At 68.4% G+C, this 23,602-nt stretch carries 26 protein-coding genes; 9 read left to right on the forward strand and 17 right to left on the reverse strand.

The annotated features are described in order from the left end of the window. Nucleotides 1-4: 4 nt before the first annotated feature. From cpaB to LZD57_RS20325, 11 genes are all read right to left on the reverse strand, one after another. Complete coding sequence (gene cpaB, locus LZD57_RS20275; protein ID WP_233721399.1) at nt 5-826, reverse strand: Flp pilus assembly protein CpaB; 822 nt, start codon at nt 824-826, stop codon at nt 5-7. A 289-nt stretch (nt 827-1,115) separates the two neighbouring features. Next, complete coding sequence (locus LZD57_RS20280; RefSeq protein WP_233721426.1) at nt 1,116-1,454, reverse strand: P-II family nitrogen regulator; 339 nt, start codon at nt 1,452-1,454, stop codon at nt 1,116-1,118. A gap of 322 nt (nt 1,455-1,776) precedes the next feature. Further along, nucleotides 1,777-2,730, reverse strand: coding sequence for an alpha/beta hydrolase (locus LZD57_RS20285; RefSeq protein ID WP_233721400.1), 954 nt, complete (start codon nt 2,728-2,730; stop codon nt 1,777-1,779). A 4-nt stretch (nt 2,731-2,734) separates the two neighbouring features. Then, nucleotides 2,735-3,826, reverse strand: a complete 1,092-nt coding sequence (gene corA, locus LZD57_RS20290; RefSeq protein ID WP_233721401.1) for a magnesium/cobalt transporter CorA — start codon at nt 3,824-3,826, stop codon at nt 2,735-2,737. 112 nt (nt 3,827-3,938) lie between these two features. Then, nucleotides 3,939-4,925 carry a tRNA pseudouridine(55) synthase TruB gene (gene truB / locus LZD57_RS20295; protein ID WP_233721402.1) on the reverse strand — a complete coding sequence of 329 codons (987 nt, stop codon included), beginning with the start codon at nt 4,923-4,925 and terminating at the stop codon, nt 3,939-3,941. Beyond that, nucleotides 4,925-5,362: a 30S ribosome-binding factor RbfA gene (gene rbfA, locus LZD57_RS20300; RefSeq protein WP_233721403.1), complete on the reverse strand. Its 438-nt coding sequence runs from the start codon at nt 5,360-5,362 to the stop codon at nt 4,925-4,927. The genes truB and rbfA overlap by 1 nt, the downstream gene beginning before the upstream one ends. 68 nt (nt 5,363-5,430) lie before the next feature. Then, entirely contained in the window at nt 5,431-6,036 is a 606-nt protein-coding gene (locus LZD57_RS20305) for a malonic semialdehyde reductase (RefSeq protein WP_233721404.1), read from the reverse strand. 367 nt (nt 6,037-6,403) lie between these two features. Then, nucleotides 6,404-6,952, reverse strand: coding sequence for a DUF1178 family protein (locus LZD57_RS20310; RefSeq protein ID WP_233721405.1), 549 nt, complete (start codon nt 6,950-6,952; stop codon nt 6,404-6,406). Next, nucleotides 6,952-7,836 (reverse strand): carbon-nitrogen hydrolase family protein, encoded by an 885-nt coding sequence (locus LZD57_RS20315; RefSeq protein WP_233721406.1) that lies wholly within the window; start codon nt 7,834-7,836, stop codon nt 6,952-6,954. The genes LZD57_RS20310 and LZD57_RS20315 overlap by 1 nt, the downstream gene beginning before the upstream one ends. 41 nt (nt 7,837-7,877) lie before the next feature. Further along, entirely contained in the window at nt 7,878-8,135 is a 258-nt protein-coding gene (gene grxC, locus LZD57_RS20320) for a glutaredoxin 3 (protein WP_233721427.1), read from the reverse strand. A 41-nt stretch (nt 8,136-8,176) separates the two neighbouring features. Continuing rightward, a complete protein-coding gene (locus LZD57_RS20325; protein WP_233721407.1) occupies nt 8,177-8,950 on the reverse strand; it encodes a ComF family protein in 774 nt (257 codons plus the stop codon). A gap of 149 nt (nt 8,951-9,099) precedes the next feature. Between LZD57_RS20325 and LZD57_RS20330 the strand changes: the two genes are divergently transcribed. Beyond that, nucleotides 9,100-9,999 (forward strand): class I SAM-dependent methyltransferase, encoded by a 900-nt coding sequence (locus tag LZD57_RS20330; protein WP_233721408.1) that lies wholly within the window; start codon nt 9,100-9,102, stop codon nt 9,997-9,999. Nucleotides 10,000-10,074: 75 nt separating this feature from the next. Here LZD57_RS20330 and LZD57_RS20335 read toward each other — a convergent pair whose 3' ends face one another. The 6 genes from LZD57_RS20335 to LZD57_RS20360 all read right to left on the reverse strand — a co-directional run bounded on the left by LZD57_RS20335 (nt 10,075) and on the right by LZD57_RS20360 (nt 14,256). Next, nucleotides 10,075-10,272, reverse strand: a complete 198-nt coding sequence (locus LZD57_RS20335; RefSeq protein ID WP_233721409.1) for a Flp family type IVb pilin — start codon at nt 10,270-10,272, stop codon at nt 10,075-10,077. Continuing rightward, complete coding sequence (locus LZD57_RS20340) at nt 10,272-10,598, reverse strand: hypothetical protein (protein WP_233721410.1); 327 nt, start codon at nt 10,596-10,598, stop codon at nt 10,272-10,274. Before LZD57_RS20340 ends, LZD57_RS20335 begins: the two co-directional genes overlap by 1 nt. A gap of 198 nt (nt 10,599-10,796) precedes the next feature. Further along, nucleotides 10,797-11,240: a (deoxy)nucleoside triphosphate pyrophosphohydrolase gene (locus tag LZD57_RS20345; protein WP_338034725.1), complete on the reverse strand. Its 444-nt coding sequence runs from the start codon at nt 11,238-11,240 to the stop codon at nt 10,797-10,799. Next, a complete protein-coding gene (locus tag LZD57_RS20350) occupies nt 11,237-12,025 on the reverse strand; it encodes a GNAT family N-acetyltransferase (RefSeq protein ID WP_233721411.1) in 789 nt (262 codons plus the stop codon). Before LZD57_RS20350 ends, LZD57_RS20345 begins: the two co-directional genes overlap by 4 nt. Beyond that, entirely contained in the window at nt 12,006-13,247 is a 1,242-nt protein-coding gene (gene argJ, locus LZD57_RS20355; RefSeq protein ID WP_233721412.1) for a bifunctional glutamate N-acetyltransferase/amino-acid acetyltransferase ArgJ, read from the reverse strand. Before argJ ends, LZD57_RS20350 begins: the two co-directional genes overlap by 20 nt. Before the next feature lie 121 nt (nt 13,248-13,368). After that, nucleotides 13,369-14,256 (reverse strand): peptidylprolyl isomerase, encoded by an 888-nt coding sequence (locus tag LZD57_RS20360; protein WP_233721413.1) that lies wholly within the window; start codon nt 14,254-14,256, stop codon nt 13,369-13,371. Between the two features lie 282 nt (nt 14,257-14,538). Here LZD57_RS20360 and secA point away from each other — a divergent pair, with 282 nt between their 5' ends. The 8 genes from secA (at nt 14,539) to LZD57_RS20400 (ending at nt 23,395) form a co-directional block, all read left to right on the forward strand. Beyond that, a complete protein-coding gene (gene secA, locus LZD57_RS20365) occupies nt 14,539-17,259 on the forward strand; it encodes a preprotein translocase subunit SecA (protein ID WP_233721414.1) in 2,721 nt (906 codons plus the stop codon). A gap of 138 nt (nt 17,260-17,397) precedes the next feature. After that, nucleotides 17,398-17,994 (forward strand): tyrosine-protein phosphatase, encoded by a 597-nt coding sequence (locus LZD57_RS20370; protein WP_233721415.1) that lies wholly within the window; start codon nt 17,398-17,400, stop codon nt 17,992-17,994. Beyond that, on the forward strand, nt 17,991-18,668 hold the full coding sequence (locus LZD57_RS20375; protein WP_233721416.1) for a response regulator transcription factor: 678 nt from the start codon (nt 17,991-17,993) through the stop codon (nt 18,666-18,668). The genes LZD57_RS20370 and LZD57_RS20375 overlap by 4 nt, the downstream gene beginning before the upstream one ends. Further along, nucleotides 18,669-20,069, forward strand: coding sequence for a sensor histidine kinase (locus LZD57_RS20380; RefSeq protein ID WP_233721417.1), 1,401 nt, complete (start codon nt 18,669-18,671; stop codon nt 20,067-20,069). Nucleotides 20,070-20,101: 32 nt separating this feature from the next. Next, nucleotides 20,102-20,539, forward strand: a complete 438-nt coding sequence (locus LZD57_RS20385) for an EamA family transporter (protein ID WP_233721418.1) — start codon at nt 20,102-20,104, stop codon at nt 20,537-20,539. Between the two features lie 134 nt (nt 20,540-20,673). Continuing rightward, nucleotides 20,674-21,189, forward strand: a complete 516-nt coding sequence (locus LZD57_RS20390) for a cytochrome b (RefSeq protein WP_233721419.1) — start codon at nt 20,674-20,676, stop codon at nt 21,187-21,189. A 222-nt stretch (nt 21,190-21,411) separates the two neighbouring features. After that, nucleotides 21,412-21,933 (forward strand): gluconokinase, encoded by a 522-nt coding sequence (locus tag LZD57_RS20395; RefSeq protein ID WP_233721420.1) that lies wholly within the window; start codon nt 21,412-21,414, stop codon nt 21,931-21,933. A 73-nt stretch (nt 21,934-22,006) separates the two neighbouring features. Continuing rightward, nucleotides 22,007-23,395 (forward strand): GntP family permease, encoded by a 1,389-nt coding sequence (locus LZD57_RS20400; RefSeq protein ID WP_233721421.1) that lies wholly within the window; start codon nt 22,007-22,009, stop codon nt 23,393-23,395. Nucleotides 23,396-23,602: the final 207 nt, after the last annotated feature.

Consider the following 23,602-nt stretch of genomic DNA (forward strand, 5'->3'; position numbering starts at 1 on the left):
ACCCTCACTGCGTCGTGGTGACGTCGTCGATGCGGCCGTAGCGCACGACGCGGATCTTGTTGCGTTGGGCCTTCTCCTGCTCGAGCAGGAAGCGGGCATAGCCGGGGGAGCCCGGGACCGAGTCGGCGAGCGAGCGCAGCGACAGCACCAGCCGGTCGGCGATCTGCTGGGCCGCCGTCAGGGCCTCGGCCTGGGAGGGATCGACCTCGAGCGTCGCGGTCTGGCCGACGACCACCTTCTGGCCGTCCTGTTCCTGCACCGACTGGTCGATGGCGAGGACGCGCAGGTTGCGCAGCACCGTCTCGGTGGAGATCCGCTGGTTCTGGCCGCCGCCGTCGTCGGCCCGCCGGGTCATGATGACGTCGACGTGGTCGTTCGGCAGGACGAAGCCGCCGGCGGCGGTCTCGGCCGAGATGCGCACTGCCACCGCCCGCTTGCCTTCGTCGAGAATGGCCGAGAGGAAGCCGCGATCGGCCTGGATGAGCTTGGATTCGCGCACCGGCTCGCCGGCGAAGAAGGACTGGCGGGCGATCGCGCCGCTGAGGTCGTTGACGGCGTTCGGCTTTGCCGACTTCAGGATGAGATCCGGGCCGATCCCGTCCTCCGGCCATTTCTGCCAGCCGAGCGTTCCGGTCACGGTGTCGCCCATCGGCACCGGGTCCTTGGTGACGAGGACCTCGACGAGCCGGATGGGCGGCTGCGCCGGCGCCGCGGAGATGATCACCGGCTCCTGCGGCTCCGTCCGGGACAGGCTCATCGCCAGCAGACCGGCGCCGATGGCGGCGACCGACGCCACGCCTATCACCGCGATACGTGCAAGGCTCATCCGATAACCCCCGTGAAACCCGTCGGCAATTCGACCGTTCACGTTTGTTATCGTCCGCAAACCCTCAATGTATGGTTAACGAAACCTATCCGGCTGCAAGAATCCGTAAAAGAATGTCCTTAAGGCAGGAGAACGGCCGCCCGGAACGCGAAAATGCCGCCGACGGCGCCCCGGCAGGATCGCAGGGACATCGTTCGAGCGGCATCGTTCGATGGACGAACGCCCGGGGAGACGTCCGCAAAACCTGCCGGGATCGCCGTTTTCGTAAAAAACCGGGCGGGCAGACGTGTCAGAGTGCGTCGGCGTTGGTCTCGCCCGTCCGGATGCGGACGGCCTGGTCGATGCCGAAGACGAAGATCTTGCCGTCGCCGATCTGCCCGGTCTTCGCCGCCTGCTGGATCGCGTCGACCGCCCGGTCGACCATGTCCACCGGGACCGCGACCTCGATCTTCAGCTTGGGCAGGAAGCTGACGGCATATTCGGTGCCGCGGTAGATTTCGGTGTGACCCTTCTGGCGGCCATAGCCCTTGACCTCGGTGACGGTCAGTCCCTGAATGCCGACGCCGGTCAGTGCCTCGCGCACTTCGTCCAGCTTGAATGGCTTGATGATCGCCATCACGATTTTCATGTTCACCTCGAACCTTGGGCGGCATCGCCTGAGACGCCGTGTTGAACCGTTGCCCACGCGGGACGAACGTCCACAGGGTAACGCGATCACGATATTCAAGGAATGTGCCAAACCGGGCGAAGGCGGCGACTTCGCCACGAAAACGCTAATTTGATGAGCCAAGGGCCGAGCCACGGACGGTTCGCCCCGCCATCGGAGGGTGCAAACTGCGCAATCATTACTCAAATGCATAATCCATATGCATTTTGATCCGGCCCGGGACGGGATCGAGCGACATCCCCCACGACACGCGGAGCCTTACCCGCCAAGGTCACGAGTCGGTTCAGCCGAGAAAGCCGGCGATGCTTGCGCGCAATTCCTTCGCCGCGCCGAGCCAGCCGTCCATCTGCAGAACGCCGTGGATCGTCCCGTCGAGGCGCCGGGCGGTCACCGCGACCCCCGCCTCGGCGAGCCTCGCCGCGAAGGCCTCGCCCTCGTCGCGCAGCGGATCGTGCTCGCAGGTGACGAGGAGCGTCGGTGGCAGGCGGGACAGGTCGGGCGCCAGAAGCGGCGAGACGACGGGATCGCTGCGATCGTCGGGATCGGGCACGAAGAGCCCGTTCTCGTAGGCGAGCGAGTATTCGGTCATCATCTTCCCGGACTCGCTGCGCAGCGAGGCGAAGGGCCGGTCCGGCCTCAGATCGGTGTTGGGATAGAGCATCACCAGCTTCTCCGCCGTCGCCTCCCCGGCATCGCGAAGGGCGAGCGCCACGACGGCGGTGATCAGTCCGCCGATGGAATCGCCGCCGATGGCGACGCCCGCCGGGTCGCAGCCGAATTCGCCGGCCCTGGCGATCAGCGCCCGCGTCGCGGCGATGCAGTCTTCCTGCGGGGCCGGCGAGACGTGTTCGGGCGCGAGCCGATAGTCCACCGAGGCGATCAGCCGGCCGGTGGCCGCGCAGAGCTGGCGAAGAGCGACGTCGTGACTGTCCAGCGAACCGGCCATCGCGCCGCCGCCGTGATACCAGACCAGCATCGTCCGCGCGGGCGCGGCCGGACGATAGAGGCGCAGGCCGAGCGCTCCGGCCGCAGTCTGCCGGCACCCGCCCTCCGCCGGCCGTTCCAGCGTGACGTCCTCGGTCGTGACGTCCTTCGGGGCCTCGCCGGAATAATCGGCCAGCGAGAAGGTCATCGCCCGCGCCTGGGCGAGCGTCTGCGCCGCATCGCGCGGCTCGGTCTGCACCCGCTTCTTGCGGGCCATATCGGCGAGGACGGCCTTGGCGTCGGCTCTCAACATCGCATCAGATCCAGCGCTTCTTGCGGAAGAACAGGAGCAACCCCCCTGCGACGGCGGCCATGATCGCGAGCGCGATCGGATAGCCGTAGGGCGACTGGGTGAGCGGCATGTTCCAGTCCGAGATCTCCGGATTGAAGTTCATGCCCCAGAGGCCGGCGAGAAAGCCGAGCGGAATGAAGATGGTCGAGACGATGGTGAGGAGATTGATCACCTCGTTGGTCCTCGCCGCCGACAGCGTCATGTGCAGGTCGATCAGCCCGGCCGCCGTCTCGCGATAGGTGTCGTTGAGGTCGACGAGCTGGTCGCAGTGGTCCTGCACGTCGGCGAAATAGAGCTTCGTCTCCTCCGCGAGGAACGGCCGCTCCAGCCGGAGGATCACGCCGAGCCCGTCGCGGCTCGGCCTGAGATAGCGGCGCATGGTGAAGAGTTCGCGGCGCATGGCGTGGAGCTCCGGCACCTGGACGGCGTCGACGTCCTCGAAGATCGCGTCCTCGATCCCGTCGAGCCGGGTGCCGTGCTGATCGACGACGGGGAAATAGGCGTCGACCACCGCGTCGATCAGCGCATAGGCGAGATAGTCGGCGCCACCCGCATGGAGCCGCGGCGCGCCCTTGGCGATGCGATTGCGGACCGGATCGAAGGCGTCGCCCGGCCGCTCCTGGAAGGTGACGACGAAGCCTTCGCCGAAGAACAGCGACAGCTGCTCGCTGCCCTCGCCCGCCAGCATCCTGAGGACGACGAAGGCGTAGTCCTCGTAGGCCTCGCATTTCGGCCGCTGGTCGGTGTTGACGACGTCCTCGAGCGTCAGCGGATGGAGGCCGAAGGCCTCGCCGATGCGGCGGACGAGATCGACGTCCGCAAGCCCGGTGCAGTCGAGCCAGAGCTTGGCGCACCTCTTGCGCAGCGCCAGCGCCTCATCCAGCGTGCAGCCCTCGAGCCGCTCGGCCCCGCCGCCGCCGAGGCCGACGGCGGTCAGCCGCGAACGCATCGCCTCGGGATCGGCGACGAGCTGCCCGGGCGGCGCGCCGACGGCGGAACGCTTGGTCTTCTCCGCCCGCTTGCGCTTGCGTTTCCTGTGCCCGGTCAGATCGATCATCGGCGCCCTTCGCCCGTTCCTTCGGCCCCGGGCGACGAGCACCCGAGGTTGGAAAGGAAGAAGGCGCGAAGACGTTCCCGATGCCGCAACGGGCCGCGGCGATGCGGCGCGATCAGCCCTTGCCGCCGAACACGCGCTTCGGCTTGAAGGCGCCTTCCTCGATGGCGCCGAGCGCGATCAGCCGGCCGTGGCCGGTGGCGAAGGCCTCCTCGCAGAACACCGGCGCGTCGCGGCCCCGGAGGATGACGGGATTGCCGGCAAGGACCCGGCTCGCCTGCTCGTCCGTCAGCATCACCTCGTAGAGGTCGGCGAGTGCCGCTTCCGGGGCGATGATGTATTCGTCGAGCGGCTTGAAATCGACGACGCGGGGCTTGGCGCCGGCCGCGATCGCCTCTTCGTCGAGCACTTCGAGACCCTCGTCGGCCGCCGCCAGAAGCTCGTCCAGCGGCACCATGTCGTCCTCGGAAAACGCCCCGACCGAGGTGCGGCGAAGGTCCGTCACATGGCCGTAGCAGCCGAGATCGCGGCCGAGATCGCGGGCGATGGCGCGCACATAGGTGCCCTTGCCGCATTCGGCCTCGAAGACGGTGGTATCGGCGTCCGGCTGATCGACGATGTCGAGCCGCAGCACCTCCACCGTGCGGGCGGCGATCTCCACGGTCTCGCCCTCGCGGGCGAGGTCGTAGGCCCGTTCGCCGGCAATCTTGATCGCCGAGAAGGCCGGCGGCACCTGGGTGATCTCGCCGACATAGTTCGGCAGCAGCGCCTCGATGGCGTCCCGCGTCGGCCGCTCGTCGGAGCTCTTCACCACCGGGCCTTCGGTATCGTCGGTCGTCGTCTCGGCGCCCCAGCGCACGGAAAAGCGGTAGGCCTTGCGACCGTCCATGACGAAGGGCACGGTCTTGGTCGCATCGCCCAGCGCGATCGGCAGCATGCCCGAGGCCAGCGGATCGAGCGTGCCGGCATGGCCGGCCTTCTGGGCGAAGTACAGCCACTTCAGCTTGCCCACCGCATCGGTCGAGCCCATGCCCTTCGGCTTGTCGAGGACGATCCAGCCGTTCACCGGCCGTCCCTTGGGCTTCTTGCCGCGCCGCGCCATCAGTTCTCGTCTCCGTCGGTGTCCTCGGCCGGCGCCTCGCCGTCCTCGTCGTGATCGAGATCCCGCTGGACCTCCGGCGACTTCAGGATGGCGTCGATGCGGGCGAAATTGTCGAAGGAGGTGTCGGTCCGGAACCGCACCTCCGGCATGTATTTCATCTGCTTCAGCGCCGGGGCGAGGCGGCCGCGGATGAATTTGGCGTTCCTGTTCAGCGCTGCGACGAACGGCTCCGTATCCTCCTGGCCGAGCACGGTGACATAGGCCGTCGCGATCTTCAGATCCGGCGACATCCGCACTTCGGAAACCGAGACCATGGCTCTTTCGAGGAGGGGATCGAGGATCTCGCCGCGTTGGAAGACCTCGGTCAGCGCATGGCGGACCTTCTCGCCGACCGACAGCATGCGCTGGGACGGTGCCGATGATGATGAGCGGGCCATGGTGAAAAACCCCCGTTGCTTTCGTCTCGACGCCCGCGGCGCCGAGGACAGCGACGAGGGCCGGATGATTACAGAATGACGCAGGCGCCCTCGAAATCGAGCCGCGGCAGCCGGTCGAATGTCGCGCCAGCCCCGTAGCCGATGTTGCAGGCCCAGTTGGTTCGCCAGGTCTTGCGGGCCGGATCGCCGAGGAAGAAGGCCTCGTCGATCCCTTTCAGATCGATGCCGGACATCGGCCCGACGTCGAGACCGAGCGCCCGGGCCGCAAGCATGAGATAGGCGCCCTGAAGAGTGCCGTTCCGGAACGCATGGGTCTCGGCCGCCTCGGGCTTGTCGCGCAAGCCGTCGAACATCGCCGGGCGCTGCGGAAAGAGCTCGGGCATCTTGTCGTAAAACGCAAGGTCGTGGGCGACGATCACCACCCAGGGTGCGGCCGCCGTCTTTTTCCGGTTGCCCTCCGAAATCAGCGGCAGCAGCCTGTCGCGCCCCTCGCCCTTGGGGAAGAACACGAAGCGCGCCGGCGAGGAATTGCCACTGGTCGGGCCCATGCGGGCAAGATCGTAGGTCGCGCGGATCAGCGTTTCCGGCACCGTCTCGTCGGTCCAGCCGTTCTGGCTGCGCGCCTCGCGAAACAGGCGGTCGAGCGCCGCGTCGTCGATCGGCTGGTGGCTCATGTCTCGTTCTCGAAGCTGGGGTTGCTTGCCGCTCCCGACGCTCGCGCGAATGGAGCTGGCTGACAGGTGATTTCGCCGAAGGATTGCGGCGGGCACCCTCGAAGAGGACGTCCGGCGCTACCGACGGCGGAAGCTCCTGGGAGTGGTGGCTGTGTTAAGCGGGAAGCTCCGCAAACACAAGGCCCCGCCAACGTGCCCTGTCAGGTCTCGCTCGTCCCCTCCCGGAATTCGATGCCACCGGGTTCGAACGGAGGACGGCAACGCCTTCAGGCCGGAACGGCGACGGAACTCCTTCGGCGTCCGCCTGCCGTCCGGCAAGGCTTGCCAAGAGCCGCTCCCGCCGACGAACCGGATCGCCGACCCGGCGCTACTGCCCGTCTTCCGGCAGCGGCATCAGCATGAGGGCGGTGATGCCCTCCTCCTCCAGGCCCTCGACGTCCTTCCTCGACGCCTCGCCGTAGATCTGCCGGGCTTCGGTCTCGCCGTAATGGATGCGCCGCGCCTCCTCGGCGAATTTCGTGCCGACATAGTCGGCCTCGGCCCGGACCTTGCGCGAGATCTCCTGGAGGGCCGCGAAGGCCCTCGCCACCTCCGGATGGGCGGCCGACAGGTTGGCGAGCGTCTGCGGCGGGGGTGGAGCCGCGGTCGGAGCGGTTGCGGCCGGACCGGCGGAAGGTCCGCCTCCGCCCTCTCCCGCCGTTTCGGCCGCGGCCTGTGCCCGCGCGTCGTCGGCGCGGCGCTCGGCGCCGCCCGTCGCGATCGCCGGGCGCATCAGCGCCTTGGCGACGTCGCTCGTCCCGCAGACCGGGCATTCGACGAGGCCGGCAGCGGCCTGCCGGTCGAAATCGTCGTTGGAGCGGAACCAGCCGTCGAAGTCGTGGCCGACGGGGCGGCAGCGCAACGCGAAATGGATCATTATTCGGCCGCCACCGCGCCGGTGACGCGAATCGTTTCGCCCTGTGGGTCCCCCACCACGAACGGCCGCGCGTTGCGCAGATTGGGGATCTTGGCGCGGGCCGCGGCGACGGCGGAGGTGTCGATCTCGGCAAGCGCGAAGCCCGGCTCGTCGCCGTCCACCTCGGCGATCACCCTGCCCCAGGGATCGACGATCAGCGAATGGCCGTAGGTCTCGCGGCCGTCCTCGTGCAGGCCGCCCTGCGCCGCGGCGACGACGAAGGCGCCGTTCTCGATCGCCCGGGCGCGCAAGAGCACGTGCCAGTGCGCCTCGCCCGTCTGGCGGGTGAAGGCCGCCGGCGCGGTGAGGATCTCGGCCCCGGCCAGCGCCTCCTCGCGGAAGAGATGAGGAAAGCGCATGTCGTAGCAGACGGCGAAGCCGAGCTTGACGTGGCCGCTCTCGAACTCCGCATCGACCACCGTGGCCGTCCCGCCCGGCCGATAGGTGCGCGATTCCCGCCAGCTCTCGCCATTGTCGAGGTCGACGTCGAACATGTGGATCTTGTCGTAGGTCGCCATCTCCTCGCCGTCGGGGCCGAAGAGAAAGGCCCGGTTCGCGACGCGCCCGTCACCGAGCGGCACCGCGGTCGAGCCGACATGGACGAAGATCATGTGGCGGGCCGCCAGCCGCGCCGCCTCGGCGAGAAGCGGATCCTCGGCCTCCGGCCGCAGCCGTTCCATCAGCGTCTCCCGGTCGCGGCAGACCATGCCGGTCATTTCCGGCGACTGGACGTAATCCGCCCCCGCCGCGACGGCCTTTTCCACGAGTGTCGAAAACGCCGCGACGTTCTCATCCGGCCGCGTGGTCGAACGCATCTGCAGGACGGCGGCGCGCACAATGGTCAAGGTCTCGTCTCCAATCGTCGTCGGCCCTACCGGCGCCGGGGTCAGGCTGCCAGCAGCGGGTCGAGCTTGCCGGCCCGATCGAGGGCGTAGAGTTCGTCGCAGCCGCCCACATGGGTGTCGCCGACGAAGATCTGCGGAAAGGTCGAGCCGCCGTTCGCCCGCTGGCGCATCTCGGCGCGCAGATCCGGCGAGGACGTCGCGTCCTTCTCCTCGTAGGCGACGCCCTTCGTTTCGAGAAGCTGTTTCGCCCGCGCGCAGTAGCCGCAGAACTGCCGCGTGTAGATCGTCACCTCGGCCATCACCCGTCCCATCATCGAGAAATCGTCCGGACGATATGGCCTCAGGCCGTGCCGCTCGCAAGTGCGGAGGCAAGGCCGGGCCCCACCCGGGCGAAGACCAGGACGTCGACGTCCAGCGCGCCGGCCCGCTTCAGGGCCCGCGTCGCGCTCGCCGCCGTCGCGCCGGTCGTATAGACGTCGTCGATCAGGAGCACCCGCCGCCCCTCGATCTCGAAACGGCGGGGATCGGCGACGCGGAAAGCCCCCCGGACGTTCTCCTGGCGCTGCTTGTGGCCGAGCCCGACCTGGCTGCGCGTCGCCTTGACCCGTTTCAGCGCCAGCGGCGCGAAGGCGACGCCGGAGTGCTTGGCGACGTGCCGGCCGAGTTCGGCCGACTGGTTGAAGCGCCGCCGCCACAGCCGCCCGGCATGCAGCGGCACCGGCACGACGACCTCGGCCTCGGCGATGAGCTCGGTCCCGGCCCGGCGCATCCAGCCGGCCATCAACGGCACGAGATCGGTGCGGTCGCCGTATTTGAGGGCGGTGACCAGATGCGACGCGAGGTCCTGATAGAGGACGGCGGCTCTCAGCCTTGCGAAGGGCGGCGGCTCGGCGATCGCCTCGGCGGAGAGGAAGCCCCGGCCGAGGTCGTAGGAGAACGGCAGGCCGAGCACCTCGCAATAGGGCCGCTCGATGAAGCGCAGCTTCGTCCAGCATTCCGGGCAGACGCTGCCCGCCCGCGTCACGGCGCTCTGGCAGCCGGCGCAGATCGCCGGAAACAGCAGCCGCCCGAGGGAGTTGCCGATCGCGGCCCTTCCGCGCTTGAAAAGGTGCATCGTCTTCGATCCACTGGCACGGCGGCCGCTTTTCGCCGCCGCCCGGCGTGGCCACCGGTCGCCACGCATCCTCCATGCCTTGACGCCATTCCACCTGCAGACAGCTATCGCCGTCAAGACGGTATCAGCGACGAGCGAATCGTAACGTCATGTCACAATCCCCCCAGCCGATCCCCTTCGACCGTGCGCTTCTCGATCGGCGACGGCAACGCTGGCTCGCGAAAAATCGCCAGCCGGGCGTCGAGTTCCTCCTCGAAGCCGCTGCCGACGAGCTCTACGACCGGCTCGCCGTCGTCGAGCGGCGCTTTCCCGTCGCCGTCGATCTCGGCGGAACGTTCGGCCAGATGGCCCGGCGGCTGCGGGACGGCGGGCGCTGCGACAGCGTCGTCAGGATCGAGCGTCTCGGCTTTCTCCTCGGCGGCGATCCGCTCGCCGTCGTCGGCGACGAGGAATTCCTGCCGCTCAAGCCCGAAAGCGTCGATCTCGTCGCCTCCTGCCTGTCGATGCAGTTCGTCAACGACGTGCCGGGCATGCTGGCGCAGATCCGCCGGGCGCTGCGGCCGGACGGGCTGTTCACCGCGGCGCTGTTCGGCGGCGAGACCCTGCACGAATTGCGGGCGTCGCTGCTCCAGGCGGAGAGCGAGGTCTTCGGCGGCGTCTCGCCGCGGGTGCTTCCCTTCGCCGAGGTGCGCGAGGCGGGAGCGTTGCTGCAGCGCGCCGGCTTCGCACTGCCGGTCGCCGACATCGAGCGGCTGACGGTGCGCTACGACACGCTGTTCGATCTGGCGAGGGACCTTCGCGGCATGGGCGCCGCCAACGTCCTCGCCGAGCGCTCGCGCCGGCCGGCAAGCCGCCGCTTCTTCCTGCGCGCCGCCGAAATCTATGCCGAGCGCTACGCCGATCCGGACGGGCGGATCCGCGCCAGCTTCGACGTCCTCTATCTGTCGGGATGGGCGCCGCACGAAAGCCAGCAGAAGCCGCTGCGGCCGGGCAGCGCCAGGACGAGCCTCGCGGCGGCGCTCAAGGACCGCTCGTCGGACCTGTCCTGAGGTCTCGAGGCGGGCGAGGATCGCGACCGCCGCAGACGTGACCGAACGAGGGCTGCGAGGTGCCGGAGCAGGCCGCTACTTGCCCATCGCATCGCCGATGGTGGTGGCAAGCGTCTCCAGCGGCTCCTTGAGGAGCGGGAAGGCGGCGAGGATGCCGATCGCCATGACGACGCCGATGATGCCGTATTCGATCGCCGTCGCGCCGTGCTCGTTGCGGCCGAAGCGCCGGAAGCTCGTCATCGCCCGAGGCGCCATTGCCACGAGCGGGCCCATCAGCATGATCCCTGGCGGCTGCCGTCGGCAAACAGGATGCAGGGGCCGCTGCCCGGCGCCTGCAGGACGCTGCGATGAACGGTATATCGGCGGGGTGCGGAGGAGATCGAGCCGGTGATCGTCATGTCGAGATCGGGGCCGCCCGCGGCAAAACGCGTCGCCGTCCCGCGATCGGCGATGGGGACGACGATCAGCGCCAGCGCGATGAAGGCGCCGGCGAAAAGCAGGCTCGCCCGCAGGACCAGCGAGCCGGAGGACGGCGACAGGCGATCCGGCAGACCGCCGTCATAGACGTCTGCCCCTTCAAGACGTTCACCCACGGTCATCGCATCACCTCAGGACCATCACCGCGGCGACTCTGGCAAGGAAGCCTGAACAACTGCTTAAGCGGGTGGCGGCGGGTTAAGGCTATCGCAACCGATGGTTTCCCCAAGGTAAATTTTCCGTTGCCCTCGTCGCGAGGGACGCCGGCCGTTCGTCTCGGCCCCCCTGCCGGACGAGGCCCGGGCGGTGGCTCGATGTCCTCAGCGGCCCGGTTCGACGAGGTCGATCAGATGGGCGATCAGCGGCGCGTCGGCCGGCGGCATCGGATAGTCCCGCAAGGCCTTCGGCCGAACCCATTTCAGCGCCTGCCCCTCGCGCGAGGTCGGCATGCCCTCGTAGCGCCGGCAGACGAAGAGCGGCATCACGAGGTGAAACTCCTCATAGGCATGGCTGGCGAAGGTCAGCGGCGCGAGACAGGCTTCCTTCGTGACGACGCCGAGTTCCTCGCCGAGCTCGCGGATCAGCGCCGCCTCGGGCGACTCCCCCGGCTCCACCTTGCCGCCCGGAAACTCCCAGAGGCCGGCAAGCGCCTTGCCCTCCGGCCGCTGGGCGATGAGGACGCGTCCGTCGGGGTCGAGGAGCGCGCAGGCGACGACGAGGAGAAGCCGCCGGCCCGGAGCCTTACCGCTCGCCTCGGCGCTCACGGGCGCTCACCCGGCGGCGCCCGGTAGACGTAGCGATAGGCCTCCTTGAAGCCGAGCCGTCCATACAGCGCCAGGCCGGCCTCGTTGTCGGCCTCGACCTGCACCCAGCCGGTCTTGGCGCCCTTGTGCATGGAAAAGCGCAAGGCGGTGCGCACCAGGTCGAGGCCGATCCCCCGGCGCTGGTGGTCCGGCGCGACGGCGACGTCGAGCAGGCCGCAGAGGTCGTTGTCCTGGATCGCCAGCGCCACGGCGATCGGCCGGCCCTCGCCGCTCTCGCAGACGAACATGCCGCAGGGAGGGCGGATGGCGCCGAGGATCTCGGCGAGCCCCGAGCGCATCGAGGTCGGCCGGCCGTGGACGGCGAGGCTCGCCTCGATGTAGCGGTTGCTGTCGCGGATCGGGATCCGCTCGTGCGAGCCTTCGAGGTCGATCGTCGCCATGTCGGCCGTCATGACGAGCGATTCGCCGAAGCGCTGCCAGCCCTCGGCGTCGAGATGGTCGACGAGTTCGCGCGGCGCCAGCGGCGACTGGCGCACGATCACCGTCCGCCCCGCCTCGGCGAAGGTCTTGCGCGCCCTGGCGAGGCGCTCGGGGATGTCGGTCGTATCGGAGGGATCGAGCGGATTGATCGAGTTCAGGCGCTTGGCCGGGAACGACCGGGTCAGCCGCACCGCCCAGGTGCCGTCGAAGGCGGTCCGCGTCGCCGGCCAGGCCCGGAAGCCCGCCGCCTCGAGGCGCCGGACGACCGCGAACTGCCGCATCTTGTCAGCTTCGGTAATCGCCATTGATCGCGACGTACTCCTTGGTGAGGTCGCAGCCATAGACCGTCCAGCGGCCGTTTCCGAGCCCGAGTTCCACCCTGATGGGGATTTCGGCGCGCCGCATGACGGCGGAGGCGGCCTGTTCGGAATAGTCCGGGTCGCGCTCGCCATCGACGGCGACGCGCACCTCGCCGAAATGGATCGCGAGGCGGTCCCGGTCGGCCTCCTCGCCGGCCTTGCCGACGGCCATCACCACCCGGCCCCAATTGGCGTCCTCGCCGGCGACCGCCGTCTTGACCAGCGGCGAATTGGCGATCGACAGGGCGATCCTTTTGGCCGCGGCATCGCTCGCCGCCCCCTCGACGGTGACGACGATCTCCTTGCGGGCGCCCTCGCCGTCCCGCGCCACCTGACGGGCGAGATCGAGGAGAAGTGCGCCGAGCGCCGCGCGGAAGTCCGAAAGACGCGGATCGGCCGAGTCGGAGATCTCCGGACAGCCGCGGTCGCGCGCAGCGCCGGTGGCGAAGAACAGAAGCGTGTCGGAGGTGGAGGTGTCGCTGTCGACGGTGACGGAATTGAAGCTCGGCTCGACGGCGTCCCGCAGCATCGCCTGGAGAGCGGGCGCTGCGATCGGCGCGTCGGTGGCGAGGAAGGACAGCATCGTCGCCATGTCCGGCGCGATCATCCCGGCACCCTTGGCGATGCCGTTGATCGTCACCGCGACGCCGTCGATCGCCGCCGTCGCGGTCGCCACCTTGGGATAGGTGTCGGTCGTCATGATCGCCTCGGCCGCCGCGCGCCAGCGGTCTTCCTCGGCCGCGCCGGCAAGGCCCGACAGGAGATGAGCGAAGCGGCCGGCATCGAGCGGCTCGCCGATGACGCCGGTCGAGGCGAGAAACACTTCGGACGGCGCGCAGCCGGCGGCCCCCGCCGCCGCTTCGGCCGTCGCCCTGGTCGACTCGCGCCCGCGCTTGCCGGTGAAGGCGTTGGCGTTGCCGGAATTGACGACGAGGGCCCGGGCCGTGCCGCCGGCAAGGTTCGCCCGGCAGAGATCGACCGGGGCGGAGGGGCATTTCGACCGGGTGAACACGCCGGCGACGCTCGCCGGCCGGTCGAACACCATCATCAGGAGGTCGGTGCGGTTCTTGTATTTGATGCCGGCCTCGGCGGTGGCGATGCGCAGGCCGGGGATCGCCGGCAGGACGGCAAAGGCCTTCGGTGCGAGCGGGGAGACGGTATGGGTCATCGCGAGGCTTCCTGAGAACGGGCACGAAGGCTGCTGGCGCCGGGCCGCCGACGGGGGCAGCCGGAGCGCGGGTCCCAAAGGGTCGGGCGGGGACGGGTGAAGGTCCGTCCCCCCGGCCGGGTCAGTTCGCCGAGCCGGTGCCGCCGGCCGCCGGCTCGCCGCCCTCGATCTCCTTCTCGATCGCGTCGACCTGCGCCTTCATCTTCGGATCGACATAGTCGACGCCGAGTTCCTGACGGGCCTTGCCGACCATCGCCATGTACTTCTCGCGCAGCACGAGCTGGCGCAGCTGGTCCTTGACCTGGTCGAACTCCGGCGCCGGCGCGTCGCGGGTCTCCTCGACCTCGATCACGTGCCAGCCGAACTGCGTCTCGACCGGCTCCTTGGTGTATTCGCCGGGCTTCAGCGCGAAGGCGGCCTTCTCGAAGGCCGGCACCATCTGGCCCTGACCGAAGAAGCCGAGGTCGCCGCCGTCGGGGCCAGATGGGCCGGTGGACTTCTCCTTGGCGACCGTCTCGAAATCGGCGCCGCCCTCGAGTTCCTTGACGACCGCTTCGGCCTCCTCCTTGGTCTTCAGGAGGATGTGCCGCGCATGCACCTCCTTGCGCGGCGCCATCGCGGCGATTTCCTTCTCGTAGCGCGCCTTCAGCTCGTCTTCGGACACGTTGGCGACGCCGTTTTTGGCGAAATAGGCATTGTGCAGCGTGCGGTCGCGGTCGAACTGGAGCTGCGCCGCAACGGCCGGGTCGTCGCCGAGCTTGGCCTTCGCGGCCTCGGCTGCGAGCGCCTTGATGTCGATCAGCGCCGAGAGAACGGCAAAGCGCCGCCGCTCTTCCGGCATCGACTGGAACTGCGGGCCGAGTTCGGCCTCGGCGGCTTTCAGCTCGGCCTCGGTGACCTTGTCCTTGCCGATCGTGGCGATCACGTCGGCATCGGCTGCCGAGGCGACCTGACCGGCGGCGATCATGATCACGCCTGCCGACAAAAGGGCGGCGAGTTGTCTTACCATCGGGAGCGTTCCTTCCAGGGACACGAGATGAAACGGATCGAACCGGCCTTCGGCATGCCGCACTCTTCGGGCCCTCGGCCGGCCGCCACCCGCCACGCCGGCAATGGCCGACGTTGACATCGGATTTTCCCCCTCTTATCTCTCGCGCCAACTGAAAGTCCAGCCGCCTTCCGCTGAGATTGCAGGCTCCCGACATCGCCAGGATCGAACGGGATGGCGGCCGCGGCCGGCGTTCGAGCGGTGCCGCCGCCTCTCAAGAGAATTACTCGGAAGGACCCCTTCATGGTCAGTTTTGGCGGGCTTGCCCGGAAGTTGCTGGGATCGGCGAACGATCGCGTGGTCAAGCGCTTCCAGTCCCGCATCCAGGCGATCGCCGCCCTCGAAGACGAGATGGCGGCGCTCTCCGACGAGGAACTGCGCGGCAAGACGGAGGCCTTCCGGGCCGAACTCGCCGGCGGCCGAAAGCTCGACGATCTCCTCGTCCCCGCCTTCGCCGTGGTGCGCGAGGCGGCCAAGCGCGTCCTCGGCATGCGACACTTCGACGTGCAGCTGATCGGCGGCATGGTGCTGAACCAGGGCTCCATCGCCGAGATGAAGACCGGCGAGGGCAAGACCCTCGTCGCCACCCTCGCCGTCTATCTCAACGCCCTCGAGGGCAAGGGCGTCCACGTCGTCACCGTCAACGACTATCTCGCCTCGCGCGATGCCGAGTGGATGGGCCGCGTCTACCGCTTCCTCGGCCTGACCACCGGCATCATCGTCCACGGCCTTTCGGACGAAGAGCGCCGCGCCGCCTATCACTGCGACGTCACCTACGCGACGAACAACGAACTCGGCTTCGACTATCTGCGCGACAACATGAAGTACGAGCGCGGCCAGATGGTCCAGCGCGGCCACAACTACGCCATCGTCGACGAGGTGGACTCGATCCTCATCGACGAGGCGCGCACGCCGCTGATCATCTCCGGCCCGCTCGACGACCGCTCCGACCTCTACAAGACCATCGACGGCTTCATGCCGCAGCTCTCCAAGGACGACTACGAGGTCGACGAGAAGCAGCGCACCGTCACCTTCACCGAGGACGGCACGGAAAAGCTCGAGCGCATGCTGGAGGCCGCCGGCCATCTCCACGGCCCCTCGCTCTACGACATCGAGAACGTCGCGATCGTCCATCACGTCAACAACGCGCTGAAGGCCCACACCCTCTTCCAGCGCGACAAGGACTACATCGTCCGCGGCGACGAGATCGTGCTGATCGACGAGTTCACCGGCCGCATGATGCCCGGCCGGCGCTATTCGGAGGGGCTGCATCAGGCGTTGGAGGCCAAGGAAGGCGTCACCGTCCAGCCGGAAAACCAGACCTTCGCCTCGATCACCTTCCAGAACTACTTCCGCATGTACAAGAAGCTGTCCGGCATGACCGGCACGGCGCAGACGGAAGCCGCCGAGTTCGGCGACATCTACGGCCTCGACGTCATCGAGATCCCGACCAACCTGCCGATCCAGCGCCTCGACGAGGACGACGAGGTCTATCGGACCTTCGAGGAGAAATTCCGGGCGATCGTCCGCGAGATCAAGGACGCCGCCTCGCGCGGCCAGCCGATCCTCGTCGGCACCACCTCGATCGAGAAGTCCGAACTCCTCGCCGATCTGATGCGCCGCGAGGGCCTGAAGGACTTCCAGGTGCTGAACGCCCGCTATCACGAGCAGGAAGCCTACATCGTCTCCCAGGCCGGCGTTCCCGGCGCCGTCACCATCGCCACCAACATGGCCGGCCGCGGCACCGACATCCAGCTCGGCGGCAATGCCGACATGCGGATCGAGCGCGAACTCGCCGACATTCCGGAAGGGCCGGAGCGAACGGCCAAGGAAGAGGCGATCAAGGCCGACATCAAGCGTCTCAAGGCCGTCGCGCTCGAAGCCGGCGGCCTCTACGTGCTGGCGACCGAGCGGCACGAATCGCGGCGCATCGACAACCAGCTCCGCGGCCGCTCCGGCCGCCAGGGCGATCCCGGCCGCTCGAAATTCTACCTGTCGCTCCAGGACGATCTCATGCGGATCTTCGGGTCCGAGCGCATGGATTCGATGCTGACCAAGCTCGGCCTCAAGGAGGACGAGGCGATCGTCCATCCCTGGATCAACAAGGCGCTGGAGCGGGCCCAGAAGAAGGTCGAGGCGCGCAACTTCGACATCCGCAAGAACCTGCTGAAATACGACGACGTGATGAACGACCAGCGTCGCGTCATCTTCGATCAGCGGCTCGAGCTGATGGATGCGGCGGAACTCGACGACACCGTCGCCGACATGCGCGAGGAGACGATCGAGGCGCTGGTCGCCCGGCACATCCCCGAAAAGGCCTATCCCGAGCAGTGGTCGACGGCCGAACTCAAGGCCGAGGTCGACGAGGTCCTCAATCTCGACCTGCCGATCCCGGAATGGGCGGCCGAGGAAGGCATCGACGACGCCGACGTGCGCGAGCGCATCACCGCCGCCGCCGACGCGGCCGTGGCAGAAAAGGCCGAGCGTTTCGGCCCCGAGGTGATGACCTACGTCCAGCGCTCGATCGTCCTGCAGACCCTCGACGGGCTGTGGCGCGAGCATCTGGTCAATCTCGACCATCTGCGCTCGGTCATCGGCTTCCGCGGCTATGCCCAGCGCGATCCGCTGAACGAGTACAAGTCGGAGGCCTTCGAACTCTTCCAGTCGATGCTCGGCAACCTGCGCGAACGCACCACCCGGCAGCTGATGCGGGTCGAACTGGTGCAGCCGGACGCCCGCGAGATGCCCGAAGTGCCGGAGGTCGAGGGGCATCACCTCGATCCCGACACCGGCTACGACGAGATGGGCTCGGGCTATTATCCGACCAGCGCCCTCGGCGAGCCGGCCGACCGCTCGGCCCTCGATCCGAACGCGCCCGAGACCTGGGGCCGCGTCGGTCGCAACGAGCCCTGCCCCTGCGGCTCGGGCAAGAAGTTCAAGCACTGCCACGGCGCCTTCGTCTGAGCCGGATCGAGGCTGCGCCGGTCCCGGCCCGAGGGGGCGATCGGACCGGACAATACGAAACCGTATAGAAACGGCCATCTGCCCGAATGACGGCGGCGCTAGCCCGGTCAGGACGATCCTCCTGCCGGGCCAGTGCCGATGCTTCGCCTTCCCAAGATCCTCCGCCGCGCCCTCCTTGCCCTCGCGGTCGTCGCGGCGCCGCCGCTCGGCTATGCCGGCTACCTGCGATCGACCGGCAACGTGCACACCGTCGAGCCCGATCGCGTCTATCGTTCGGGGCAGCTGGGCCCGGCCGCGCTGCAGCGCCTGATCGACGACAGGCACATCCGCTCCATCATCAACCTCAGGGGCGTGAACCCCGACCAGCAATGGTATCGCGACGAGCTGCTGGTCGCGGACGAGAACGGGGTGAAGGAAATCAGCATCGGGATTTCGGCCCGCAAGGAGCCGAGCCTTGCCACCCTGCGGCGGATCGAGGCCGCCATGCGGACCGCACCGAAGCCGCTGCTCATCCACTGCATGGGCGGCGCCGACCGCTCGGGGCTCGCCAGCGCGATCTACGACTATGCCATCGGCGGACGGACGGCCGAGGTGGCCCGCGGCCAGCTCTCCTTCGCCTACGGGCATTTTCCCTGGCTGCTCGGCGAAACTGCCGCTATGGATCGAGCCTTCGACGATTTCGTGCAACAGATGGACGCGTCGAAGGATCCCGCCGCGGGAGAGACCAGCGAATGAAGGTTCTCGTCATCGAGGACGACGCCTCCACCGCCGACTACGTCGTCATCGGCCTGAAGGAAGAGGGTCACGATCCCGACCACGCCGCTTCGGGGCCGATCGGCCTCGAACTGGCCTGTACGCGCGACTACGACGCCGTCGTCGTCGACCGGATGCTGCCGGCTCTCGACGGCCTGTCGATCGTCCGGGCTTTGCGCTCCTCGGGCCGGGACACGCCGGTGATCTTCCTGACCTCGGTCTCCGGCCTCGACGACCGGGTCGAGGGGCTGGAGGCCGGCGCCGACGACTATCTGGTGAAACCCTTCGCCTTTTCCGAGCTGATGGCGCGGCTGAACGCCCTGGCGCGACGCTCGCCGCTGAGGCGCGAGGAGACCGTCCTCAAGGTCGGCGATCTCGAGATGAACCTCATCGCCCGCACGGTGAAGCGCGAAGGCCGGGACATCGATCTGCAGCCGCGCGAGTTCCGGCTCCTCGAATACATGATGCGCAATCGCGGCCGGGTCCTCACCCGCACGATGCTGCTCGAGCGGGTGTGGGATTTTCACTTCGATCCGAAGACCAACGTCGTCGAGACCCATGTCAGCCGCCTGCGCTCGAAGGTCGACAAGCCCTTCGCCGGCGAGATGATCCGCACCGTCCGCGGTTCGGGCTACGTGCTGAACGTGCCGGCCTGAATGATCTGGCCCGAAGAACTGCGCTCGATCTCGTTTCGCGTCGCGCTGATCTATACCGGCTTCTTCGTCGTCTCCGTCCTGGGGATCCTCGGCACGACCTACGTGATCGCCTCGAACGAACTGGCGAGCACCCTGCGCGCGCAGATCACCGAAGACATGGATCACCTCCGGCGGGCCCATGCCGCGGGGGGCGACGAGGGCCTTCGGGAAGACTTCGGCGAACTCGGCGAGGCGGCCTCCGAGGATCGCTTCTTCCTGGTTCTGAACGGCACCGGCGAAAGGCTCTTCGGCAACGTCCCGGCCGATCTCTGGCAGCCCGGCTGGCAGGATGGCCGGCTGGGCCGCCGGGCGATCGCGGCCTCGCCGGATCTTGCCGCCGCCGCCGCCCACAACGAGGACCACGAGGTGATCTTCCTCGCGCTGGGCGAAGCGATCGGCCCGTACCGGGTGATGCTCGGGCGCAATTCCCACATCCTCGACGAGACTCAGGAGATCATTCTCTCGGCCATGTGGATCGGCGGTCTCGTCACCGCCGTGCTCGCCCTGATCGGCGGTTTCCTGGTCTCGCGGGGGCCCACCCGCCGGGTCGACGCGATCGCCCTCACGACGCGTCAGATCGTCGAGGGTCGGTTCGACCTTCGCCTGCCGGTCTCGCGGCGCGGCGACGAACTCGACCGGCTGGCCGCCGACATCAACGCCATGCTGGCGCGCATCGAGATGCTGCTGTCGAGCCTCAGGCAGGTCTCGACCGACATCGCCCACGATCTGCGCACGCCGCTGGCGCGGCTGCGCCAGCGGCTCGACGCGGTGCGCCGCAAACCTCGCGCGGCCGGGGAATACGAGGCGGCGATCGACGCCGCGATCGAGGAGAGCGACGCAGCCATCGCCACCTTCCACGCCCTCCTGCGGATCGCCCAGATCGAGGCCGGAACCCGCCGCTCGCGCTTTCGCACCGTGGACCTCGCGGCGCTCGTCGAGAAGACCGCCGAGGTCTACGAGGAAGTCGCAGCGGATGCCGGCCACCGCCTCGTCGCCCGCGACCTCGACCGGGTCGACGTCGAGGGCGACGAGGAGCTTCTCACCCAGCTTCTCGCCAATCTGATCGAGAACGCCATCAATCACGTGCCCGCGCCCGGTCGCATCGAGATTACCCTCCGACGCGCCGGAGACCGCGTTCATCTCGACGTCGCGGACGACGGTCCGGGCGTGCCCGAGGCCGAGCGGGCGAAGATCTTTCGCCGGCTCTATCGTCTCGACCAGAGCCGCACGACACCCGGCAGCGGTCTCGGCCTCTCCCTCGTCGCCGCCATCGCAGAGCTGCACGGAGGCACGGCGACCGCCCTCGACAACCGGCCGGGCCTGCGGATACGAACCGACATGCCGCTCGCGCCAGCCGCATGAAGCGGAAGGATTGGAAACCGGAAGGGCGAGCGATGTCTGCGACCCTCGTCGGCGCCTGGCAGTTCTGGGCGCTTCTCGCCGCCGTCTTCGCCGCCTTGACGGCGATCCTCGCCAAGGTCGGCGTGGCGGACGTCCCGTCGGACCTCGCGACGCTCTTGCGCACCCTCGTCGTCGTGGCGCTCCTCGCGGCGATCGTCGCCGTCACGAAGCAGTGGCGCTCGCCGGCTTCGCTGCCCGGCCGCTCGCTCGTCTTCCTCGCTTTGTCCGGCTTCGCGACGGGCGCCTCGTGGCTCTGCTACTTCCGCGCCCTGAAGCTCGGCGACGCCGCCCGCGTCGCGCCGATCGACAAGCTCTCGGTGGTCCTCGTCGCGGTCTTCGGCGTCGTCTTTCTCGGCGAAAAGCTCACGCCGGCGAACTGGGCGGGCATCGCGCTCATCGCTCTCGGCGCCTGGCTGGTCACGCTGCGCTGAGCCGATCCCGCCGGCGTGGACGCCGAACTCGCGCCTCGGGCCCCGGCGATTACGCAACCGTATAGAACCGGCAATGCCGCCGAAGTGAGGGCGGAGCAAACAGGGGCATCGTCGACGCCAGAGGAAGCCCAGCCATGCCCCCATCCCCCAATCGCACCTCATGGAGCCGGTTCAACGTCTTCCTCCACTGGACGATCGTCGTCCTCATCCTCTTTCAGTGGATCGAGGGCGAATATATGAGCCAGTTCTGGGACGCGACCCTCGAAGGCGAGGCGATCGACCGGACCGGCGTCATCCTCGGCTACAGTCACATCGTCATCGGGACGCTGGTCCTCGTCGCGGCGGTGCTGCGCCTCGTCGACCGGTTCGTCGCCGGCCGCCCTGCCCATGGCGCCGACGAGCCGCAATGGGCGGTTCTCCTCGCCAAGGTCACCCACGTCCTTCTCTACGCCCTGCTTCTGCTCATGCCGGTCCTCGGGCTCGTCGCCTGGTTCACCGGCAACGACGACATCGCCGGCTATCACGCCTTTCTGTGGAACCCGCTGCTGGCGATCATCGCCCTTCACGTCGTCGGCGCTCTCGCCCAGCATTTCTGGTTCCGCACGCCGGCGCTGAAACGCATGATCCCCGGTCTGCGCCATTCGATCTGAGGCATCCGAGACTCACACGCAGCGGCCCGGCCGATGCCCCGAATTCCAGCCCGACGCCGGCCCCTTGGCCGGCGTTTTCGCGTCGCCGCCGGGCAAGACGGACAGTCCGCGAGAGCCGCGCGAACTTCGGGCCCGGACTGCATTTCCATTCGGCACCATGCTCTTATATTCAGCGCCACTGAGAGCGGCCCGGAGGCCGACCCGCGAGCGATGGAGACGCCGATGGACGATGCCGCGAAACCGACGGCCCTGGTCATCATGGGACCATCCGGCGTCGGCAAATCGACGACGGCGGAGTTGATCGCCGCCCGGCTCGGCTGGCCCTTTGCGGAAGCCGACGAATTCCATCCCAAGGCCAACATCGAGAAGATGACCAACGGCGTTCCTCTGAACGACGAGGACCGCGCGCCCTGGCTCGCGTCGATCCGCGACTGGATCAGCCGCGAAGCGAAGCACGGCGCCTCGACGGTGCTGACCTGCTCGGCCCTGAAGCGCAGCTACCGCGACGTCCTGCGCCAGGCCGATGCCCGCGTGCGCTGCGTGGCGCTCGAGGCCGATCCCGATCTGGTCTCCACCCGGCTCGACAAGCGCAAGGGCCACTACATGCCGAAGTCGCTGCTGCAATCGCAGTTCGCCGACTTCCAGCCGCTCCAGCCCGACGAGGACGGCATCACCGTCCCGGTCATTGCCCCGCCCGACGAGGTCGTGCGCACCATTCTCGCAAAGCTCGGCCTCGGCGCCTGACGAAGCCCAGCCCGCCGCCGCCCGGCGACGTCGTTCGCAAAGCCAGATCCCAAACCCGAATGGAGTACGCCGCGTGCCGGAGGGATTTCAACAGACGCTGGGCGCCGGGACGCTCCTGGCGATCGCCGCCGGAGCCATCGTGCTCCTCCTCGTCCTCATCATCCAGTTCCGGATCCACGCCTTCATCGCGCTGGTGGTGGTCAGCCTGATCACCGCCTTCGTCGCCGGCCTGCCCTCCGGCGCGGTGCTCGACGTGCTCACCAGGGGCTTCGGCTCGACGCTCGCCTCGGTGGCGCTGCTCGTCGGCTTCGGGGCGATGCTCGGCCGGCTGGTCGAGGTCTCGGGCGGCGCCCAGACGCTGTCCGACGCGCTGATCGCGAAATTCGGCGAAGAGCGGGCGCCGCTCGCCCTCGGCATCGCCGCGCTGATCTTCGGCTTCCCGATCTTCTTCGACGCCGGCCTCGTGGTCATGCTGCCGATCGTCTTTTCGGTGGCGCGCCGGCTCGGCGGCGGCGTCCTGCGCTACGGCCTGCCGGTCGCCGGTGCGTTTTCCTGCATGCACGCCTTCGTGCCGCCCCATCCCGGCCCCGTCGCCAGCGCCGAACTGCTCGGCGCCGACATCGGCATCCTGACCATCGTCGGGCTGATCGTCGCCATCCCGACCTGGTTCCTCGCCGGCTATCTCTACGGCGTCTGGTCGGGCTCGAAATTCGTCCTCAAGGTGCCGGACTTCCTCTCCGGCGGCGAACGCGAAGAGGACATGGCCGAGCCGCCGAAGCCCTCGACGGTCATCCTGCTCCTCCTGCTGCCGCTCGCCATCATCTTCGTCAACACCGGCCTCGACACGGCCCGGGCCGCCGGCATGCTCGACGGCGACGCCGGCTGGTTCAAGTTCCTTCGCGCCATCTGCGCGACGCCGATCGCCCTCCTCATCGCCGTCCTCGTCGCCAGCTACGTGCTCGGCATCCGCCGCGGCCTCGACAAGCTGCGGGTCGAGAGCCTGCTCGATTCCGCCCTCGCCCCGGTCTGCGCGATCATCCTGATCACCGGCGCCGGCGGCATGTTCGGCGGCGTCCTCAAGGCGACCGGCATCGGCGACGCGCTCGCCGACACGCTGTCGGGCATCGGCCTGCCGCTGATCGTCTCGGGCTTCGTCATCGCGCTCGCCCTCAGGGTGGCGCAGGGCTCGGCCACCGTGGCGCTGATCACCTCCGCCGGACTGATCCAGCCGGCGATCCAGGCCGAGGGGATCACCGGCTTTCCCCTCGCCGCCATCGTCGTGGCGCTCGCCTCGGGATCGCTGGCGCTCAGCCACGTCAACGATTCCGGCTTCTGGCTGGTCGGCCGCTTCATGGACATGGACGTCAAGACGACGCTGAAGACCTGGACGGTGATGGAGACGTTGATCGGCGTGATCGGCTTCGCGATCGCCTGCCTCCTCTACGTCGCCTTCGGCGGCTGAGGGCCGTCGTCGCTCCTCCCGGCGGCGCGGGATACGGCGCCGGGACGCGCGCCGGGACGTTCGGTGGGTTGCAGGAGTTCCGGAGGCGGCAAGCCCTTGCCGCCTCCACCCTCTGTCGCTAGCGTTTCAAGTTGTCCGTTTTTGATAGCACACGAAATGTCCGCTTCTGTTTTTGGTTTGGCCCTGTGGACCCTGTGGTCAGGCGCG

The organism is Jiella avicenniae, from assembly GCF_021390325.1.
GTDB lineage: Bacteria > Pseudomonadota > Alphaproteobacteria > Rhizobiales > Rhizobiaceae > Jiella > Jiella avicenniae.

Bases quoted from the DNA above. Each gene is read 5' to 3' on its own strand.
- LZD57_RS20310 (WP_233721405.1), bottom strand. From the start codon at position 6,952: ATGATCCATTTCGCGTTGCGCTGCCGCCCCGTCGGCCACGACTTCGAC.
- LZD57_RS20350 (WP_233721411.1), bottom strand. From the start codon at position 12,025: ATGGCGATTACCGAAGCTGACAAGATGCGGCAGTTCGCGGTCGTCCGG.
- LZD57_RS20335 (WP_233721409.1), bottom strand. From the start codon at position 10,272: ATGGGCCCGCTCGTGGCAATGGCGCCTCGGGCGATGACGAGCTTCCGG.
- argJ (WP_233721412.1), bottom strand. From the start codon at position 13,247: ATGACCCATACCGTCTCCCCGCTCGCACCGAAGGCCTTTGCCGTCCTG.
- LZD57_RS20330 (WP_233721408.1), top strand. From the start codon at position 9,100: ATGTCACAATCCCCCCAGCCGATCCCCTTCGACCGTGCGCTTCTCGAT.
- grxC (WP_233721427.1), bottom strand. From the start codon at position 8,135: ATGGCCGAGGTGACGATCTACACGCGGCAGTTCTGCGGCTACTGCGCG.
- LZD57_RS20360 (WP_233721413.1), bottom strand. From the start codon at position 14,256: ATGGTAAGACAACTCGCCGCCCTTTTGTCGGCAGGCGTGATCATGATC.
- corA (WP_233721401.1), bottom strand. From the start codon at position 3,826: ATGATCGATCTGACCGGGCACAGGAAACGCAAGCGCAAGCGGGCGGAG.
- LZD57_RS20305 (WP_233721404.1), bottom strand. From the start codon at position 6,036: ATGAGCCACCAGCCGATCGACGACGCGGCGCTCGACCGCCTGTTTCGC.
- LZD57_RS20325 (WP_233721407.1), bottom strand. From the start codon at position 8,950: ATGCACCTTTTCAAGCGCGGAAGGGCCGCGATCGGCAACTCCCTCGGG.
- LZD57_RS20280 (WP_233721426.1), bottom strand. From the start codon at position 1,454: ATGAAAATCGTGATGGCGATCATCAAGCCATTCAAGCTGGACGAAGTG.
- LZD57_RS20370 (WP_233721415.1), top strand. From the start codon at position 17,398: ATGCTTCGCCTTCCCAAGATCCTCCGCCGCGCCCTCCTTGCCCTCGCG.
- secA (WP_233721414.1), top strand. From the start codon at position 14,539: ATGGTCAGTTTTGGCGGGCTTGCCCGGAAGTTGCTGGGATCGGCGAAC.
- LZD57_RS20375 (WP_233721416.1), top strand. From the start codon at position 17,991: ATGAAGGTTCTCGTCATCGAGGACGACGCCTCCACCGCCGACTACGTC.
- LZD57_RS20385 (WP_233721418.1), top strand. From the start codon at position 20,102: ATGTCTGCGACCCTCGTCGGCGCCTGGCAGTTCTGGGCGCTTCTCGCC.
- rbfA (WP_233721403.1), bottom strand. From the start codon at position 5,362: ATGGCCCGCTCATCATCATCGGCACCGTCCCAGCGCATGCTGTCGGTC.
- LZD57_RS20285 (WP_233721400.1), bottom strand. From the start codon at position 2,730: ATGTTGAGAGCCGACGCCAAGGCCGTCCTCGCCGATATGGCCCGCAAG.
- LZD57_RS20380 (WP_233721417.1), top strand. From the start codon at position 18,669: ATGATCTGGCCCGAAGAACTGCGCTCGATCTCGTTTCGCGTCGCGCTG.
- LZD57_RS20395 (WP_233721420.1), top strand. From the start codon at position 21,412: ATGGACGATGCCGCGAAACCGACGGCCCTGGTCATCATGGGACCATCC.
- LZD57_RS20390 (WP_233721419.1), top strand. From the start codon at position 20,674: ATGCCCCCATCCCCCAATCGCACCTCATGGAGCCGGTTCAACGTCTTC.
- cpaB (WP_233721399.1), bottom strand. From the start codon at position 826: ATGAGCCTTGCACGTATCGCGGTGATAGGCGTGGCGTCGGTCGCCGCC.
- LZD57_RS20340 (WP_233721410.1), bottom strand. From the start codon at position 10,598: ATGACCGTGGGTGAACGTCTTGAAGGGGCAGACGTCTATGACGGCGGT.
- truB (WP_233721402.1), bottom strand. From the start codon at position 4,925: ATGGCGCGGCGCGGCAAGAAGCCCAAGGGACGGCCGGTGAACGGCTGG.